Annotated in this window: 12 protein-coding genes; 3 read left to right on the top strand and 9 right to left on the bottom strand. The window is 63.7% G+C overall.

The features are described 5' to 3' along the window. Window positions 1-68 precede the first annotated feature (68 nt). Together PQR27_RS06930 and PQR27_RS06925 are read left to right on the top strand one after the other, a co-directional pair. Window positions 69-1364, top strand: a complete 1296-nt coding sequence (locus PQR27_RS06930) for an EmrA/EmrK family multidrug efflux transporter periplasmic adaptor subunit (protein ID WP_408522971.1) — start codon at window positions 69-71, stop codon at window positions 1362-1364. After that, window positions 1303-2958: a DHA2 family efflux MFS transporter permease subunit gene (locus PQR27_RS06925; RefSeq protein WP_408522970.1), complete on the top strand. Its 1656-nt coding sequence runs from the start codon at window positions 1303-1305 to the stop codon at window positions 2956-2958. The genes PQR27_RS06930 and PQR27_RS06925 overlap by 62 nt, the downstream gene beginning before the upstream one ends. A gap of 99 nt (window positions 2959-3057) precedes the next feature. Here the strand turns inward: PQR27_RS06925 and truB are convergent, their stop codons facing one another. From truB to rimP, 5 genes are all read right to left on the bottom strand, one after another. Continuing rightward, window positions 3058-3993: a tRNA pseudouridine(55) synthase TruB gene (gene truB, locus PQR27_RS06920; RefSeq protein ID WP_408522969.1), complete on the bottom strand. Its 936-nt coding sequence runs from the start codon at window positions 3991-3993 to the stop codon at window positions 3058-3060. Window positions 3994-4062: 69 nt separating this feature from the next. Continuing rightward, window positions 4063-4428: a 30S ribosome-binding factor RbfA gene (gene rbfA, locus PQR27_RS06915; protein WP_408498823.1), complete on the bottom strand. Its 366-nt coding sequence runs from the start codon at window positions 4426-4428 to the stop codon at window positions 4063-4065. 203 nt (window positions 4429-4631) lie between these two features. Further along, window positions 4632-7595, bottom strand: coding sequence for a translation initiation factor IF-2 (gene infB / locus PQR27_RS06910; protein ID WP_408522968.1), 2964 nt, complete (start codon window positions 7593-7595; stop codon window positions 4632-4634). A gap of 94 nt (window positions 7596-7689) precedes the next feature. Next, a complete protein-coding gene (gene nusA, locus PQR27_RS06905; RefSeq protein ID WP_408522967.1) occupies window positions 7690-9165 on the bottom strand; it encodes a transcription termination factor NusA in 1476 nt (491 codons plus the stop codon). Then, complete coding sequence (gene rimP / locus PQR27_RS06900; RefSeq protein WP_028199738.1) at window positions 9162-9620, bottom strand: ribosome maturation factor RimP; 459 nt, start codon at window positions 9618-9620, stop codon at window positions 9162-9164. The genes nusA and rimP overlap by 4 nt, the downstream gene beginning before the upstream one ends. Window positions 9621-9806: 186 nt before the next feature. Here rimP and PQR27_RS06895 point away from each other — a divergent pair, with 186 nt between their 5' ends. Beyond that, on the top strand, window positions 9807-10154 hold the full coding sequence (locus tag PQR27_RS06895; RefSeq protein WP_408522965.1) for a hypothetical protein: 348 nt from the start codon (window positions 9807-9809) through the stop codon (window positions 10152-10154). Here the strand turns inward: PQR27_RS06895 and rluB are convergent. The 4 genes from rluB to PQR27_RS06875 all read right to left on the bottom strand — a co-directional run bounded on the left by rluB (window position 10151) and on the right by PQR27_RS06875 (window position 15751). Continuing rightward, window positions 10151-12043: a 23S rRNA pseudouridine(2605) synthase RluB gene (rluB, locus tag PQR27_RS06890; RefSeq protein WP_408522964.1), complete on the bottom strand. Its 1893-nt coding sequence runs from the start codon at window positions 12041-12043 to the stop codon at window positions 10151-10153. The genes PQR27_RS06895 and rluB overlap by 4 nt on opposite strands. A 64-nt stretch (window positions 12044-12107) precedes the next feature. Next, window positions 12108-13148: an SMC-Scp complex subunit ScpB gene (scpB, locus tag PQR27_RS06885; RefSeq protein WP_408522963.1), complete on the bottom strand. Its 1041-nt coding sequence runs from the start codon at window positions 13146-13148 to the stop codon at window positions 12108-12110. 348 nt (window positions 13149-13496) lie between these two features. Beyond that, complete coding sequence (locus tag PQR27_RS06880) at window positions 13497-14720, bottom strand: pyridoxal phosphate-dependent aminotransferase (protein ID WP_408522962.1); 1224 nt, start codon at window positions 14718-14720, stop codon at window positions 13497-13499. A 128-nt stretch (window positions 14721-14848) separates the two neighbouring features. After that, window positions 14849-15751: a LysR family transcriptional regulator gene (locus PQR27_RS06875; protein WP_408522961.1), complete on the bottom strand. Its 903-nt coding sequence runs from the start codon at window positions 15749-15751 to the stop codon at window positions 14849-14851. Window positions 15752-16022 lie beyond the last annotated feature (271 nt).

Genomic DNA, 16022 nt, shown 5'->3' with positions numbered 1-16022 from the left:
CGGCCAGATCGAACACACGCACGAACATCCGAATAAACGACGACGTTTGAAGAACCCGGAGCACATCAATGAGCACCACCCAACAGCCCGCGGCTACCACTCAGCCGACTCCGCCGGCCCCGCAACCGGCCCCGCAGCCGGCCCCGCAACCGCCCCAACCACCGGCACAGCCACCGGCGAACAGCGGCAAACGCAAGCGCATGATGACGCTGCTCGTCATCGTGATCCTGATCGCCGCGATTGCTTACGGCCTGTACTATTTCCTCGTCGCGCGCTTTCATGAAGAAACCGATGACGCGTATGTGAACGGCAACGTTGTGCAGATCACGCCGCAAGTCACCGGCACGGTCGTCGCGGTGAACGCGGACGATACGCAAACCGTGAAGGCTGGCGATCCGCTCGTCGTGCTCGATCCGGCGGACGCGCGTGTCGCGCTGCAACAGGCTGAAGCGAATCTGGCGCAGACCGTGCGCCAGGTGCGCGGCCTGTTCGCCGACGACAATCAATACCAGGCGCAAGTCGCCCAACGCCAGTCCGATCTGTCGCGCGCGCAGGACGACCTGAAGCGCCGCATGACGATCGCGCAAACGGGCGCCGTGTCGGCGGAAGAAATCTCGCACGCTCGCGACGCCGTGAAGAGCGCGCAAGCATCCGTCGACGCCGCCCAGCAACAACTGGCGTCGAACCGCGCGCTCACCGCCAACACCACGATCGCGAATCACCCGAATGTGCAGGCTGCCGCGGCAAAGGTGCGTGACGCGTACCTGGCCAACGCGCGTAACAACCTGCCGGCGCCGGTCACGGGTTACGTCGCGAAGCGCTCGGTGCAGGTCGGCCAGCGCGTCTCACCGGGCACCCCGCTGATGGCCATCGTGCCGCTGGGCGGCGTGTGGGTCGACGCGAACTTCAAGGAAGTGCAACTGAAGCACATGCGCATCGGCCAGCCGGTCGAACTGACGGCCGACGTGTACGGCTCGTCGGTGGTGTATCACGGCAAGGTGGTCGGCTTCTCGGCGGGCACCGGTTCGGCGTTTTCGCTGCTGCCGGCGCAGAACGCCACCGGCAACTGGATCAAGGTCGTGCAACGTCTGCCGGTGCGGATTGCGCTCGACCCGCAGGAACTTGAAAAGCATCCGCTGCGCATCGGCCTGTCGATGCAAGCCGACGTGACCATCAAGGACGACCAGGGTGGTCAGCTCGGCCAGGCACCGAACACGATCTATCAGACCAACGTGTTCGAAAAGTACGGCGACGAAGCCGACGCGGAAATCGCCCGCATCATCGTGGAAAACGCCGGCCCGAATGGCGGCGCGCCGAAAGCGCCGCAAGTCGGCACCGCGAAGCCCGCTGCCAAGCCGATGTGAGCCTCGTGACGATTCATACAAGGCTCTTTTAATGGCTCAGGCTCAGGCGCAAGTCCCTCACGCGCCGCTCGAGGGCGCGCAGCTGGTGATCGGCACCATCGCGGTATCGCTTGCCGTTTTCATGAATGTGCTCGACACCTCGATTGCGAACGTGTCGATCCCGTCGATTTCCGGCGACCTCGGCGTGTCGTCCGACCAGGGCACGTGGGTGATCACGTCGTTCGCGGTCGCCAACGCGATCTCCGTGCCGCTCACCGGCTGGCTCACCGAGCGTGTCGGGCAGGTGCGCCTGTTCATGGCGTCGATCGTGCTGTTCGTGATCTCGTCATGGATGTGCGGCCTCGCGCCTACCCTGCCCTTCCTGCTCGCCTCGCGCGTGCTGCAAGGCGCGGTGGCCGGCCCGATGATTCCGCTGTCGCAAACGCTGCTGCTCGCCAGCTATCCACGCGCCAAGGCGCCCATGGCCTTGTCGATGTGGGCGATGACCACGCTGGTCGCGCCGGTGGCCGGCCCGATTCTGGGTGGCTGGATTTCGGACAACATCTCGTGGCCGTGGATTTTCTACGTCAACATTCCGGTCGGCGCGATCGCCGCCGTCGCCACGTGGACGATCTTCCGCAACCGCGATTCGGTCATCCGGAAAGCGCCCATCGACGGCGTCGGCCTCGCCCTGCTGATCGTCTGGGTCGGCTCGTTGCAGGTGATGCTCGACAAAGGCAAGGATCTCGACTGGTTCTCGTCCACGACTATCGTTGTGCTGGGACTCGTCGCGGTGATCGCGCTCGCGTTCTTCATCGTGTGGGAGTTGACGGCCGAGCATCCCGTGGTCGATCTGTCGCTCTTCAGCCGGCGCAATTTCACGGGCGGCACGGTCGCGCTCTCGATCGGCTACGGCTTGTACTTCGGCAATCTGGTTCTGCTGCCGCTGTGGCTGCAAACCGATATCGGCTATACCGCGACTGAAGCGGGTCTTGTGATGGCACCCGTGGGCCTGTTCGCCGTGCTGCTTTCGCCGATCACCGGCAAGGTGTTGCCGCGCACCGATCCGCGCTACATCGCGACGCTGTCGTTCCTGATATTCGCGCTGTGCTTCTGGATGCGTTCGCGCTATACGACGGGCGTCGATACTTACTCGCTGCTGCTGCCCACGCTGATTCAAGGCATCGGCATGGCCGGGTTCTTTATTCCGCTGGTGTCGATCACGCTGTCGGGCTTGCCGGGTAACCGGATTCCGGCTGCCTCGGGCCTGTCGAATTTCGTGCGGATCATGTGCGGCGGCATCGGCACATCGATCTTCCAGACCGCCTGGGATCACCGCACCATCATGCATCACGCGCAACTGGCGGAACAGGCGTCGGCGTACAACCCGGTGTTCGATCAGTCGATGCGGCAGATGGGTGCGGCGGGTTTCAGCCAACCTCAGGCGTATGGGCTGTTCAATACGATGGCGACGCAACAGGCCGCGCAGTTGGGCGTGAACGATCTGTTCTTCATCTCCGCCGGCATTTTCGTGGCGCTGATCGCACTGATCTGGGTCACGAGGCCGGAGCGCGCGGGCGGCGATGCGGGAGCGGCTGCCGCGGCGGCGCATTGATGGTTTAGCTGCGCTCCGCGACGCGGATTGTATGTAGAAAAAAGGCGGGGCCGCTGTTGAGCGGCCCCGCCTTTTTTTGTTGTCCCGCGAGGCGCCGCTTTAGCTCGCGGCGGTGACCACCAACCGCTCCGGCGCGAGTACACCGTCGCCCTGTTTGGCGACGCCCAGGAGACGCCCGTCCGCGGCATACACGCGCACGCGCGGCGCATTCACTGCATCGCTGCCGATGGTCAACTCGGAGAGCTTCAACCGCTGACCGTGCAGAAACCGGCGGGTCGAATCTTCGTCCAGCATGATGAGCGCAAACGTGGACAACAATGCATCGACCGGCTGCAGCCACGTGTCGCGCTCGCTCTCCGTCGCATCGGACAACGCGTCGAGCGTCACCGAATTCTCCAGCGTCAGCGCCCCGACGCCCGTGCGGCGCAATGCAACCAGATGCGCGCCGCAACCCAACGCTTCACCGATATCCTCGGCGAGCGTGCGCACATACGTGCCTTTGCTGCACGTCACCCGAAATGTCACGTCCGGCAACGCGCAAGCTAGCAATTCGAGCGCGTGAATCGTCACCTGACGCCCTTCGCGCTCGACCGTCTGGCCCGCGCGCGCATACTCGTAGAGCGGCTTGCCGTCGCGCTTGAGCGCCGAATACATCGGCGGAATCTGGACGATGTCGCCGAGAAACTTCGCCAATGCCGCCTCGACGGCCATCTGATCGCACGTCACGTCGCGCGTATCGATCGCTTCACCTTCGGCGTCGCCCGTGGTCGTGCGAATGCCGAGGCGCATGGTCGCCTCGTAGGTCTTGTCGGCTTCGAGCAGGTCTTGCGAAAACTTGGTGGCTTCGCCGAAACACAGCGGCAGCAGGCCGGTGGCAAGCGGATCGAGCGTGCCCGTGTGGCCGGCCTTTTTAGCCAGATAGAGGCGCTTCGCGCGGATCAGTGCGTCGTTGCTCGACAGGCCAAGCGGCTTGTCGAGCAGCAGCACGCCGTCGAGCGCGCGACGCGGCACGCGGGGGCGTTGAGGTGCGGTCATGTCGGAAAGACAGTGTCTTCGATAGGTACGGAAAAGCGCGCGAGGAATGACGCAGTCAACAGCGCGCGCTCAGTCTTCTTTCGCGCGATTGGCGTTCGCCTCGTCGATCAGGCGCGACATTTCGACGGCACGTTCGATCGTCTGATCGTAATGGAAATGCAGCGTCGGCACGGTATGGATATGCAGGCGCTTGAACAGCTGATTGTGCAGATGGCCGGCAGCATGCTGAAGCGCTTCCAGCGTCTGTTGCGGGTCGCCGGTCAGCGTCGTGAAATAGACCTTCGCGTGCGCGTAGTCCGGCGTCAGTTCGACGCTCTGGATCGTGACGATGCCGATGCGCGGATCCTTGACCTCGCGCAGCAGCTCGGACAGGTCGCGCTGGATCTGATCGGCGATCTGCACGTTGCGGTTGGGAGAAGTACGTTTTTTAGGCATGGTGAATGGTGATCCGTTATGACGGATGGCAAAAGGTTGTGCGCAGGGTTGTGCGCCCGGCGCCGCGGCTCGCGTTATCGGAGCGGCATTAAAGCGGCTCGCTGACGGCGAGCGGAGCGTGACAAATACGCCGGCCAAAAAAACAACGGGCGGAGTGGGCGTTTAAGCCCGCTCCGCCCCTTATTCAAGCCGTGCCGCGTGTATTACAGCGAACGCGCGACTTCGGTGACCTCGAAGACTTCGAACTGATCGCCTTCGACGATATCGTTGAAGTTCTTGATCGACATACCGCACTCGAAGCCCTGACGGACTTCCTTGACGTCGTCCTTGAAGCGCTTGAGCGAATCGAGCTCGCCCGTGAAGATGACGACGTTGTTGCGCAGCACGCGCACCGACGACGAGCGCTTGACGAAACCGTCCGTGACCATACAGCCGGCCACCGCGCCGATCTTCGGTACCTTGAAGACCTGACGCACTTCGACCGTACCCGTCACGATTTCGCGCTTCTCCGGTGCCAGCATGCCCGACATCGCGGCCTTCACCTCATCCACTGCGTCATAGATGATGTTGTAGTAGCGAATATCGACGCCGTTGCTTTCCGCCAGCTTGCGAGCCTGGGCATCCGCACGGGTGTTGAAGCCGATGATGACCGCCTTCGAAGCCGTAGCCAGGTTGACGTCCGACTCGCTGATGCCACCCACGGCGCCGTGCACGATCTGCACGCGGACTTCGTCGGTCGACAGCTTGAGCAGCGATTGCACCAGAGCTTCCTGCGAACCTTGCACGTCGGCCTTGACGATGAGCGGCATGTACTGCACTTCGCCTTCGCCCATCTGTTCCAGCATATTCTCGAGCTTCGCGGCCTGTTGTTTGGCCAGCTTGACGTCGCGGAACTTGCCTTGACGGAACAACGCGACTTCACGCGCCTTGCGGTCGTCCGGCATGACGATGACTTCTTCGCCTGCTTGCGGGACTTCCGACAGACCTTGAATCTCAACCGGGATCGACGGGCCTGCCGACTTGGTCGGCTTGCCGGTTTCGTCGAGCATGGCTCGCACGCGACCGTAAGCGCTACCTGCCAGCACCACGTCGCCGCGATTCAACGTACCCGACTGGACCAGGATCGTTGCAACCGGACCCTTACCCTTATCGAGCTTCGCTTCGATGACCAGACCCTTGGCCGGCGCGTCGACCGGTGCCTTCAGTTCCAGCACTTCGGCTTGCAGCAGCACGTTTTCCAGCAGGTCGTCGATGCCCGCGCCGGTTTTAGCCGACACCGACACAAACGGCGAATCGCCACCGTATTCTTCCGGCACGACGCCTTCCGCGACGAGTTCCTGCTTCACGCGGTCCGGATTCGCATCCGGCTTGTCGATCTTGTTGATCGCAACGACGAGCGGCACGCCGCCTGCCTTCGCGTGGGCAATCGCTTCCTTCGTTTGCGGCATCACGCCGTCGTCGGCTGCGACCACCAGAATCACGATGTCGGTTGCCTTCGCACCGCGGGCACGCATGGCCGTAAAGGCCTCGTGACCCGGCGTGTCGAGGAACGTAATGACGCCGCGCGGCGTTTCGACGTGGTACGCGCCGATATGCTGCGTAATCCCGCCCGCTTCACCCGCTGCGACCTTGGCGCGGCGGATGTAGTCGAGCAGCGAGGTCTTGCCGTGGTCGACGTGGCCCATGACCGTGACGACCGGCGGACGCGGCAGCGCTTCTGCGTCGGAGATTTCGCCTTCGACCAGCATTGCTTCCGGATCGTCCAGCTTGGCCGCAACCGCGTGGTGACCCAGTTCCTCGACGATAATCATCGCCGTTTCCTGGTCCAGCATCTGGTTGATCGTGACCATCTGGCCGAGCTTCATCATCGACTTGATGACTTCCGAGGCCTTCACCGCCATCTTGTGCGCCAGATCGGCAACCGTAATGGTTTCCGGCACGTGCACTTCACGCACGATCGGTTCGGTCGGTGCCTGGAACGTGGTGTTCTGATCCTGATGCTTGCCGCGACCTTTCGGGCCACCGCGCCAGCCGCGATCGACACCGCCGCTCGTATCGCCACGCGTCTTGATGCCGCGGCGCTTCGCTGCGTCGTCCTGCCAGCCGCCCTTGCCACCGCCCGGCTTCTTCTTGTCACCAGCCGACGGCGCCGTGGTAGCAGCCGGAGCCGCAGCAGCCGGCTTCTTGGCTGCCGGACGTGCCGGTGCTTCACCCGCCGGACGCGCCGGCTTGTGCAGCGTGCCCTTGGCTTCTGCGGCCTTGGCCGGCTCGACGGGCTTCGGTGCCGGTTCCGGCGCTTTGACCTGCGCCTTGCGCGGCGTGTTCATCATTTCGCGAATCGCGCGTGCTTCGGCTTCAGCCGCCGCACGGCGCTTGCTGATTTCTGCCTGCTCGGCGCGCGTTTTCTCGGCAGCCTGACGCGCTGCGTCTTCCGCTTTCTTCGCGGCTTCGCGTTGCGCGGCGCGCTCTGCTGCCGCGCGCTCGTCGTCCTGCTCGCTTTCCTTGGCAACCGCCGGTTCCGCAGCCTTGGCGACGGCCGGTGCAGCCTTCGCAGCTGACGGTTGCGCAGCTTGCGCCGGTTTCGCAGCCTGAGCCTGCTCGCGAGCCGCTTCAGCCGCAGCTGCTGCGCGCTTCTTCGCCGCTTCTTCTTCCGCACGACGGCGCTCGGCTTCAGCAGCCTGCTCGCGCGCCTGACGTTCGGCTTCTTCGCGTTCGAGTTGTTCCTGGCGCGCCTTCAGCTCCTGAGCCTGCTTTTCGAGCAGCTCGGCCTCGTGACGAGCTTCCTCTTCACGGCGCTGCAGTTCGAGGTCGTCGACATCGGCCTCGGCCACATGATTCGATGCTTCCGCGCCTTCACCAACCGTTTCGTCGCGGCGGACGAAGGTGCGCTTCTTACGCACTTCGACCTGAATGGTGCGAGCTTTGCCCGTCGCGTCGGATTGCTTGATCTCCGACGTATGCCGTTTCGTCAGCGTGATCTTGCGCTTGTCCGCATCAGTCGAGCCGTGAGACTTGCGCAAGTGGTCGAGCAGACGCGCCTTGTCCGTTTCGGACAGGGTGTCGTCTTCGCTCGCTTTGGTGACGCCCGCCGCCTGCAGCTGCTCGAGCAGCACGCCTGCAGGCATTTTCAGTTCCGCGGCAAATTGGGCTACGTTGTTACTCGCCATTCATTCCTCTTAATGCAAGGACCGATTCCTTGCGGTTAGCATCGGGTCATGCGGCCTGACGGCCGCGTTCAATTTAGTGCGCCATGGTCATTTCTCACTGGAACCAGTGTTCACGTGCTTTCATGATCAACGCCTTAGCGGCATCCTCTTCCATTCCGGTCATCTCGACCAGTTCATCCACAGCCAGCTCGGCGAGTTCGTCGCGCGTCTGGATCTGATGTTCGGCAAGCCTGGCGAGCAGGTCGGCATCCATACCGTCCAGGCTCTTCAGGTCGAGTGCAACATTCTCGACCTTTTCTTCATTCGCGATCGCCAACGTCAACAACGCATCGCGCGAGCGATTACGCAGTTCGTGAACGGTGTCTTCGTCGAATGCCTCGATTTCGAGCATCTCGTTGAGCGGCACATAAGCGATCTCTTCGAGGCTCGTAAAGCCTTCGTCGATCAGGATGTCGGCAACTTCTTCATCGACATCGAGACGCGCCATGAACAGGTCACGCAGTACGCCGCGCTCCTGATTCTGCTTCTGCGCAGATTCGTCCGGCGTCATGATGTTGATCTGCCAGCCGGTCAACTCGCTGGCAAGACGCACGTTCTGGCCGCTGCGGCCGATCGCGACCGCCAGTTCGTTTTCGTCTACGACGACGTCCATCGAATGCTTTTCTTCATCGACGACGATCGACTGGACGGCTGCCGGCGCGAGCGCGCCGATCACAAACTGAGCGGGATCTTCCGACCATAGCACGATGTCGACGTTTTCGCCACCGAGCTCGTTACGCACTGCCTGCACGCGCGAACCGCGAATGCCGACGCAAGTGCCGATCGGATCGATGCGCTTGTCGTAAGCGACCACGCCGATCTTGGCGCGTACGCCCGGATCGCGCGCCGCTGCCTTGATTTCCAGCAGACCCTGTTCGATTTCCGGCACTTCCATTTCGAACAGCTTCATCAGGAATTCGGGCGCCGTACGCGACAGTTCGATCTGCGGACCGCGAGCGGTGCGATCGACCTTCGCAATATAGGCGCGCACGCGGTCGCCCACGCGCAGATTTTCCTTCGGAATCAGCTGGTCGCGGCGCAGCAGCGCTTCGACACGGCCGGTTTCGACGATGAAGTTGCCCTTGTCCAGGCGCTTCACCGAGCCGGTCATGATGTGCTCGCCGCGCTCGAGGAAGTCGTTCAGGATCTGCTCGCGTTCAGCGTCGCGCACCTTCTGCAGGATCACCTGCTTGGCGGCCTGCGCGCCGATACGGCCGAATTCGATCGACGGCACCGGTTCCTCGATGAACTCGTCGAGCTGGATTTCCGGCTTCTGCTCCCGCGCTTCGAACAGCAGGATTTCCTGATCCGGCTCTTGCAGGCCAGCTTCGTCCGGCACCACTTTCCAGCGGCGAAACGTTTCGTGCTCGCCGCTTTCACGGTCGATCTGGACGCGGATGTCCGCGTCTTCTTCGAAGAGTTTCTTGGAGGCCGAAGCGAGGGCCGCCTCGAGCGCGGCAAATACCACGTCTTTATCGACGTTCTTCTCGCGTGCCAGCGCATCCACCAGCATCAACACTTCGCGACTCATTGTTTGCGACTCCTAAAGTCAACTTTCGGAACGAGGCGTGCCTTATCGATATCCGCGACGGTGAAATCGAGCATCGCGGCGCCTTCCTTCCCTTCAAATTCCAGACCGATCGTCTCGCCTTGCGGAGCATGCAGAATGCCCCGGTACGATTTTCGTCCGTCCAATGGCTTTTTCAATGTGATTACCACTTCGCTGCCTGCGAAGCGTTCGAAATCCGCCAGTTTTTTCAGCGGGCGGTCGAGACCCGGCGACGATACTTCAAGCCGCTCGTAATCGATATTTTCGACCGTCAGAACGTGCTGGAGCTGACGCGTGACTTTCTCGCAGTCTTCGATCGCGATGCCGGCCGGCTGGTCGATATAAATACACAACATGCCGCGCCCAGTGCGCTCGAGATCGACGAGCTCGTAGCCGAGTCCCACGACCGTGGTTTCAATCAGTTCCGTCAGTTGCACAGTGCCCTCTAAGATGTTCGCGCGGCGAGACCTGCCGGGTTTGTCTGCAAACACCAATGCGGGCCGCGCGCCAAGCCGGCGCACGTTCGTGCTACCCGAGATGCCGAACCACTGAGAACTGAGCGGCAAAAAAAAATGGGCTAAACGCCCATCATCTTATTACCGGTGGTCGCACCTGAGCCGCACATGAAAAGCCGCACGCCCAGCGACTCCGCGATTGTAGCCATTTTTCGGGGCAAACGCAAACCGCAGAACGCCGTACGAAGCGCATTTCCGCTTGATTTCATGGGAATCTTCAACGATATGGCGGCGGTTTGGGCCTTTTGCAAGTCGGCTCGCGCCGCCTCCGACCCGCGCCGGACAAGCGGGACCAAGAACTTCTGCCCCTACTTTTTGCGCACGCCGCGGTTTATGCGTTACATGAAACCAGCGGCGCTCGTTAATCGATTCGATTCCAATGGCGGCCTCGCTGGCTCGTTCAAGAACGATCAGCGGGCAGATGTCACGCTGGCAAAGCCAGCCACAGCCGCTTAACGACCTCGGGAACGGCCACGTGGCGCGCCGCTGCCGCGATTGGCGCCGCCCGCATTCGGGGTGCCGCCACCGGCGCGGTTGGCATTGGCGCCGCGATTGCCGCCCGGCCCGCGGTTGCCGCCGCCGCTGCCCGGATTGGCGCCACTGCCGCCGACGCGCTTACCGCCGCCAGCCGCGCGATTTCCATTGCCCGACGGCGCACGATTGCCGTCGACGTCGCCACGGCCGCCGCGCGGACCACCCGCGCCGCCGGCGCCGCCGCCCATCGGGCCGCTGAAGCCGCCGCCGGCGCCACGGGCAGCGCCGCGATTGCCGTAGCCGCCACCAAAGCCGCCGCCCGAACCGCCGCCGCCGAAACCACCAGCGCCCGCCGCACCGCGTCGGCCTTGGCCGCGTGGCTGCTGCTGGTCGAAACGGCCGTGCGACATCAGCACCGGTTCACGGCTGATAAAGCCCATCGACGTCTGCATCGGGTCTGGCTGCTTACGCTCCGGCGCCTCTCTGCGGCCACCCTTCTCTTCTGTCGGCGCCTTCAGGCCGACCGACGCCATCAGCGCGCGCACCTGATTGTCTTCGAGTTCTTCCCAGCGGCCGCGCTTCAAGCCCTTCGGCAGGGAAATCGCGCCATGACGCGTACGGATCAGGCGGCTGACCATCAGGCCCGCCGCTTCAAACATACGACGCACTTCGCGATTACGCCCTTCGGCGAGTGCGACGTGATACCAATGATTGGTGCCTTCGCCGCCGCCGTCGCGGATACGCAGAAAATTCGCCGGGCCGTCTTCCAGCTCGACGCCGTGCAACAGTTTCTGGCGCATCCCTTCGGCCAGCTCACCGACCACGCGCACCGCGTATTCACGCTCGACGCTATAACGCGGATGCATGAAACGGTTGGCCAGATCGCCGGAGGTGGTCAGCATCAGCAGACCTTCCGTGTTGAAGTCGAGGCGGCCGACTGCGAGCCACTTCGCGGTCTTCATAGGCGGCAGCTTGTCGAACACCGACGGGCGGCCTTCCGGGTCAGCGTGGCTGACGATTTCGCCGGTCGGTTTGTGGTACAGCAGCACGCGCGGCGGTTTGTTGGCCAGCTTGCGCTTGACCGGCTTGCCGTTGATGCGAACCTGGTCGGTCGGCATGATGCGCTGGCCGATGTGAGCCGGCTCGCCATTCACCGACACCCGGCCGGCCACGATCAGCTCTTCCATATCACGGCGCGAGCCCATGCCGGCTTCGGCCAGCACCTTGTGCAGCTTCGGCGCGTCGTCGTCCGCTGCCAGCACGCGCTTGGGCGCCGCCGGCTTGCCACGGCGCAGCATCGGGGCGCGCACGCCGCCGGTGGTGCTGTTGTCCGCATCGAATGCGGGCGACGTGACGTAGGAAAACAGATCGTCCGGAGCCGCCTCAGTTGCAACAGCCACCGGCGCTTCGCCGCCGCGGCGATTCTGACGCTGCCCGCCTTCGCGCGGCTGACGCTCGCCACGCGCGCCGTCGCGCTGGCCTTCACGTTGGCCTTCACGCTGACCACCCTCGCGCTTCGCGCCGCCCGCATTGCGACGCGGCCCTTGGCCCTTGGCACCCGCGTCCTTGCGCGGCGTGCGCACCTGCGCGGCCACCTCGCCGTCCGGCGGCGTCTCGGTGACAACCGGCGCGCCCTGCGCTGGTGCGCCTTCCGCGCCCTTCGTCTTCGCTCCGGAACGGCGCCGCGCGATCAGGCTGCGCGGACCGCGACGCAGGCCGCGGCGCGGACGGTCTTCACCGTCTGCTTCCGTGGTCTGCGCCGGGCGCTCGCTCTCGCCTCCCGACGCTTGCGTGGTGCGCGCTTCGTCGGCGCGCGCCGACGGCACGGCGCGCTCGGATTCGGACGAATCGGTGTCGTGGGTATGTGTCAAAACAACCTCAAAATGTCAGGTCGCGCGCGCCCATTGCGGGCGCGGCAAAAAAAGTTCGGTTACGTCAGGCGCTGCGCGACTCGGGTTCGTCGTCGGTCAGAATGCCTGCGTCCTGAGCGGCATCGCGGCGATCTTCGTGATCGCCGTGCGCCGCCATGGTCGGGTTCGGCTCGGCGGCGTGCTCCGTATCGCGGAGTACGCCCGAGTCGTGCGCGGGTGTTGCCAGATCGGCCTGGGAGGCCGGATCTTGATTCATTGCAGGCTCGGCGGCGCCGACTTGCGGTTCAACGTGCTGCGGGTGGGCCGGTGCCGGCGCTGCATCTTCTTCAGCGATTTCCGTTCCTGCCGCCGCGTCGAACTCAACTCGGTTGCTATCGGCGTGACTCGCTGCATTCGCGAACTCGCCCGGCTCACCCTCGTCTGCCGCGGGCCCGACTTCCGGCCCCTCGCCATTCGCGCTTGCGGCGACGGATTCCACCGCCGCGGCATCTGCCTCGAGCGTGCCGCCTTCGTCCGCTATCAACGCCTGCACGGCCTCGACGTCGGCGAATTCGATCGCATGCTGGCCGAGCAACTCCGCATTCAGCTGCGCCGACGGATCGGCCAGCGGCGGCAATTCGTCGAGCGCCCTCAAACCGAGGTCGTCGAGAAACTGCCGGGTGGTCGCGTAAAGCGCCGGACGACCCGGCACGTCACGATGGCCGATCACTTCGATCCAGCCCCGATCCTCGAGTTGCTTCACGACCTGCGTGTTCACCGTGACGCCGCGAATCTCTTCGATATCGCCGCGTGTGACCGGTTGCCGGTACGCAATGATCGCCAGCGTCTCGAGCACCGCGCGCGAATATTTCGGCGGTTTCTCAGGATGCAAACGATCCAGGTACGAACGCATCGCGGGCTTGCTTTGAAAGCGCCAGCCCGACGCCAGCCCAACCAGTTCCACACCACGCCCGGACCAGTCCTGCTTAAGGTCTTCGAGCAATGTGCGTACAGTGTCTGCCGACACGCCGTCGGCAAAGAGCTTGCGCAGCTCGCCGAGCTTTAACGGCTCCTGCGCGCAGATCAAGGCAGTCTCGAGGACGATCTTCGCCTCTTGGGTATTCATGCAGCCAGGTCGACCTTATGAGTTAGGGTCAAAGAACCGGATCAAACAGACGATGTGGAACTGAAGACGCGCTCGCCCGATTCTGATCGGTCATATTGATGGGAGCACGCACCGGGGGGAGGCGAAACAGGCAATCGAGCCAAACCCAGCCGGACGGAGCAGCGATATTCCTGAAAGGAATCGCGTGACTGAGCGCCATATTACGCAAAAACAATCGGTGCGTAAAGTTGAAATCCCCGGCGCATTTTCCAGCCATGCCTTGACACGCCTGCCCAGGCACAAAAGCGGACGAAATCCGACCTTGATCCGCTCCTGTCAATCCGCCTTTGCCAGCCGCGCCACGTCGGTTCAACGCGCGCCGTGCTGTGCCAGGAACCGTTTCAGCCGCTCGACACCCGCGTCCAGCCGCGCCGTGTCGCAGGCGTAGCACCAACGCACGAAGCCTTCGCCCTGCGGGCCGAACGCGCTGCCCGGCGCCACGCCGAGACCCACTTCCCGCACCATCGCCTTGCAAAGTTCGAGACTGCGCGTCGCACCCGGCATCGAGAAAAACAGATACATCGCGCCGGGCGGCGCCTTCACGTCGATCCCCGGCAGCGCGGACAGCGCCCTCACCAGATGGTCGCGTGACGCCTTCAGATCGAGCACCAGTTCCTGCGTGAAGCGCTCGCCCTGCTCGACGGCCACAATGCCCGCCTGCTGCACGAATGCCGGCGCACACGAGGTGTTGTACTCCACCAGCTTGCCAAGATCGTCCATCAATCCGGCCGGCGCGACGATCCAGCCGAGGCGCCAGCCGGTCATCAGCCATGCCTTCGAGAACGAATTCACGCAGATCACGTGCTCATCGCGCGCGGCCAGATCGAGAAACGACGGTGCCGTGCGCGCTTGCGCGCCGCTCGTGGCGGGACTGGCGTCCGCATAATACAGGCGCTCGTAAACCTCGTCGGCGACGATCCAGATGCCGTGGCGGCGGCAATGCGCCAACACAGCGCGCTGCTCGTCGCGGCTCATCACCCAGCCGGTCGGATTGTTCGGCGAGTTGACGAGCAGCATTTTCGTGTCAGGCGTCAGCGCCGCCAGCAATTGCTCGAGATCGAGTTGCCAGCCGAGTTCACCATAGCCCAGCGCGATGGTTTCGACATGCGCACCGAGAATCTTCGGGATTTCGACCAGGTTGGGCCACAACGGCGTCACGGCAACGACGCGGTCGCCCGCGCCCACCACCAGTTGCGCCGCCAGCATCAACGCATTGACGCCCGCGCTCGTCACGGCGATCTGGTCCGGCGAGGTCGCCCCGTGCAGTCCGCTGACGTAGCCCGCAAGCGCCGCGCGCAACGGCGCAATGCCCAGGTTGTGGGTATAGAAGGTTGCGCCGGCGGCCAGCGCGGCGCTGGCCGCGTCGCGGATAAAAGCCGGCGTGACCCGGTCGGACTCGCCGAACCAGAACGGCAGCACGTCGTCGACGCCAAAGCCGGCATTGGCAACTTCACGAATCTGCGAAGGACGCAGCGCACGCACGGCATCGCGCGCATTCGGGACGGACGGCACAGGCAGATCCAATTCGCTCATCGAGATATCCACACGGGTGACGAGTCACAAAGGTGACGCAGGAAATCGCGACAGTTTAGCGTGCCGCCTGGTTCGGGGACGGCGAAGCTGCCGCCGACGCCCCCGCGCTGCCTGACAGCAAAGGGCGCTCAGTTCAGATCTTCGGCGCGTGCCGGCAATTGGCGGATCAGGCCCCACACCGCCTCCGCCGCCGGCGACAGCGAGCGGTCGCGCCGCCGCACCAGTTCGACCGTGCGCTCCGCGCGCGGCACCAGCGGCCGCGCCACCAGCGAGGCGTCCGCCGGCAAAGGCAACGCCAGCCAAGGCAGCACGCTCACGCCGACGCCCGCTTCGACGAGCCCAAAAACGGTCGCCGAATGCCCCAACTCCTGCACCACCGTGGCGCTTACGCCATGCTCCTGCATCACGGCGTCGATGATCGGCCGGCTGCCGGACGCATAGTCGAGCATGACGAGCCGCTGGCCCTCGAGATCCGTCCATGCAACCTGATCCCGCGCCGCCAGCGGGTGGTCGTCGCGCGAGACCACGCAAAACGAGTCGGTCATCAGCGACTCGCTGAGCAGGTCATCCGCTGAAAACGGGCCGATGATCACGCCAAAGTCGACTTCGCCCGACTTGACCTTGCGCACCACGTCGCTTTGCACGTCATCGCGCAAAACCATCGTGATGAATGGGAACTGCCGCCCGCACGCCGCCACCACGCCGGGCATCAGCCGGCAGGCGACGGTGGGGCTGGCGGCCACCACCACGCGTCCGCGGCGTTGCTCGCCGATTTCGCGGATCTCGCGCAACGCGTCGTCCAGATCCGTCAGCAGACGCGACACGCTCGACACCAGATTGCCCCCGACGTCCGTGAGTTGCACCTCGCGTGTGGTGCGGTCGATTAGCTTGAGACCGATTTCGCCTTCCAGTTCACGCACGCAACGGCTGACCGCCGATTGTGTCAGGCCGATTTCATCGCCTGCCCGGCTGAAGCTCTGTAGACGGGCAACCTCAATGAAAACCCTTAGCTGACGCAGCGTCACATTCATTTACCAGCCTCATCAATAACCGCATTTGATGCGCATTGTAGGGCTAAATGCCGCACCGAAGTGGTTTTCGATCAGCTCGCTGCAATGCAGCAATAAGGCGCAAACGCACGTTGGTCGGGCCTGATTGCACAAGATTGGTGATTGTCCCGATTTGCGAGATGGGTTTTTTGGATTCTTATACGCCCCTAGCTAGCGCCCGCGCTGGCCCGCTGTCATGGGGCTTTCTGGCGGTTGGACTTAACTTGGCACACTTCCTGCATTTAGATGCACA

The organism is Paraburkholderia fungorum (genome assembly GCF_046027215.1).
Lineage (GTDB): Bacteria > Pseudomonadota > Gammaproteobacteria > Burkholderiales > Burkholderiaceae > Paraburkholderia > Paraburkholderia fungorum_D.
This window is presented reverse-complemented; position numbering and strand designations above follow the sequence as displayed.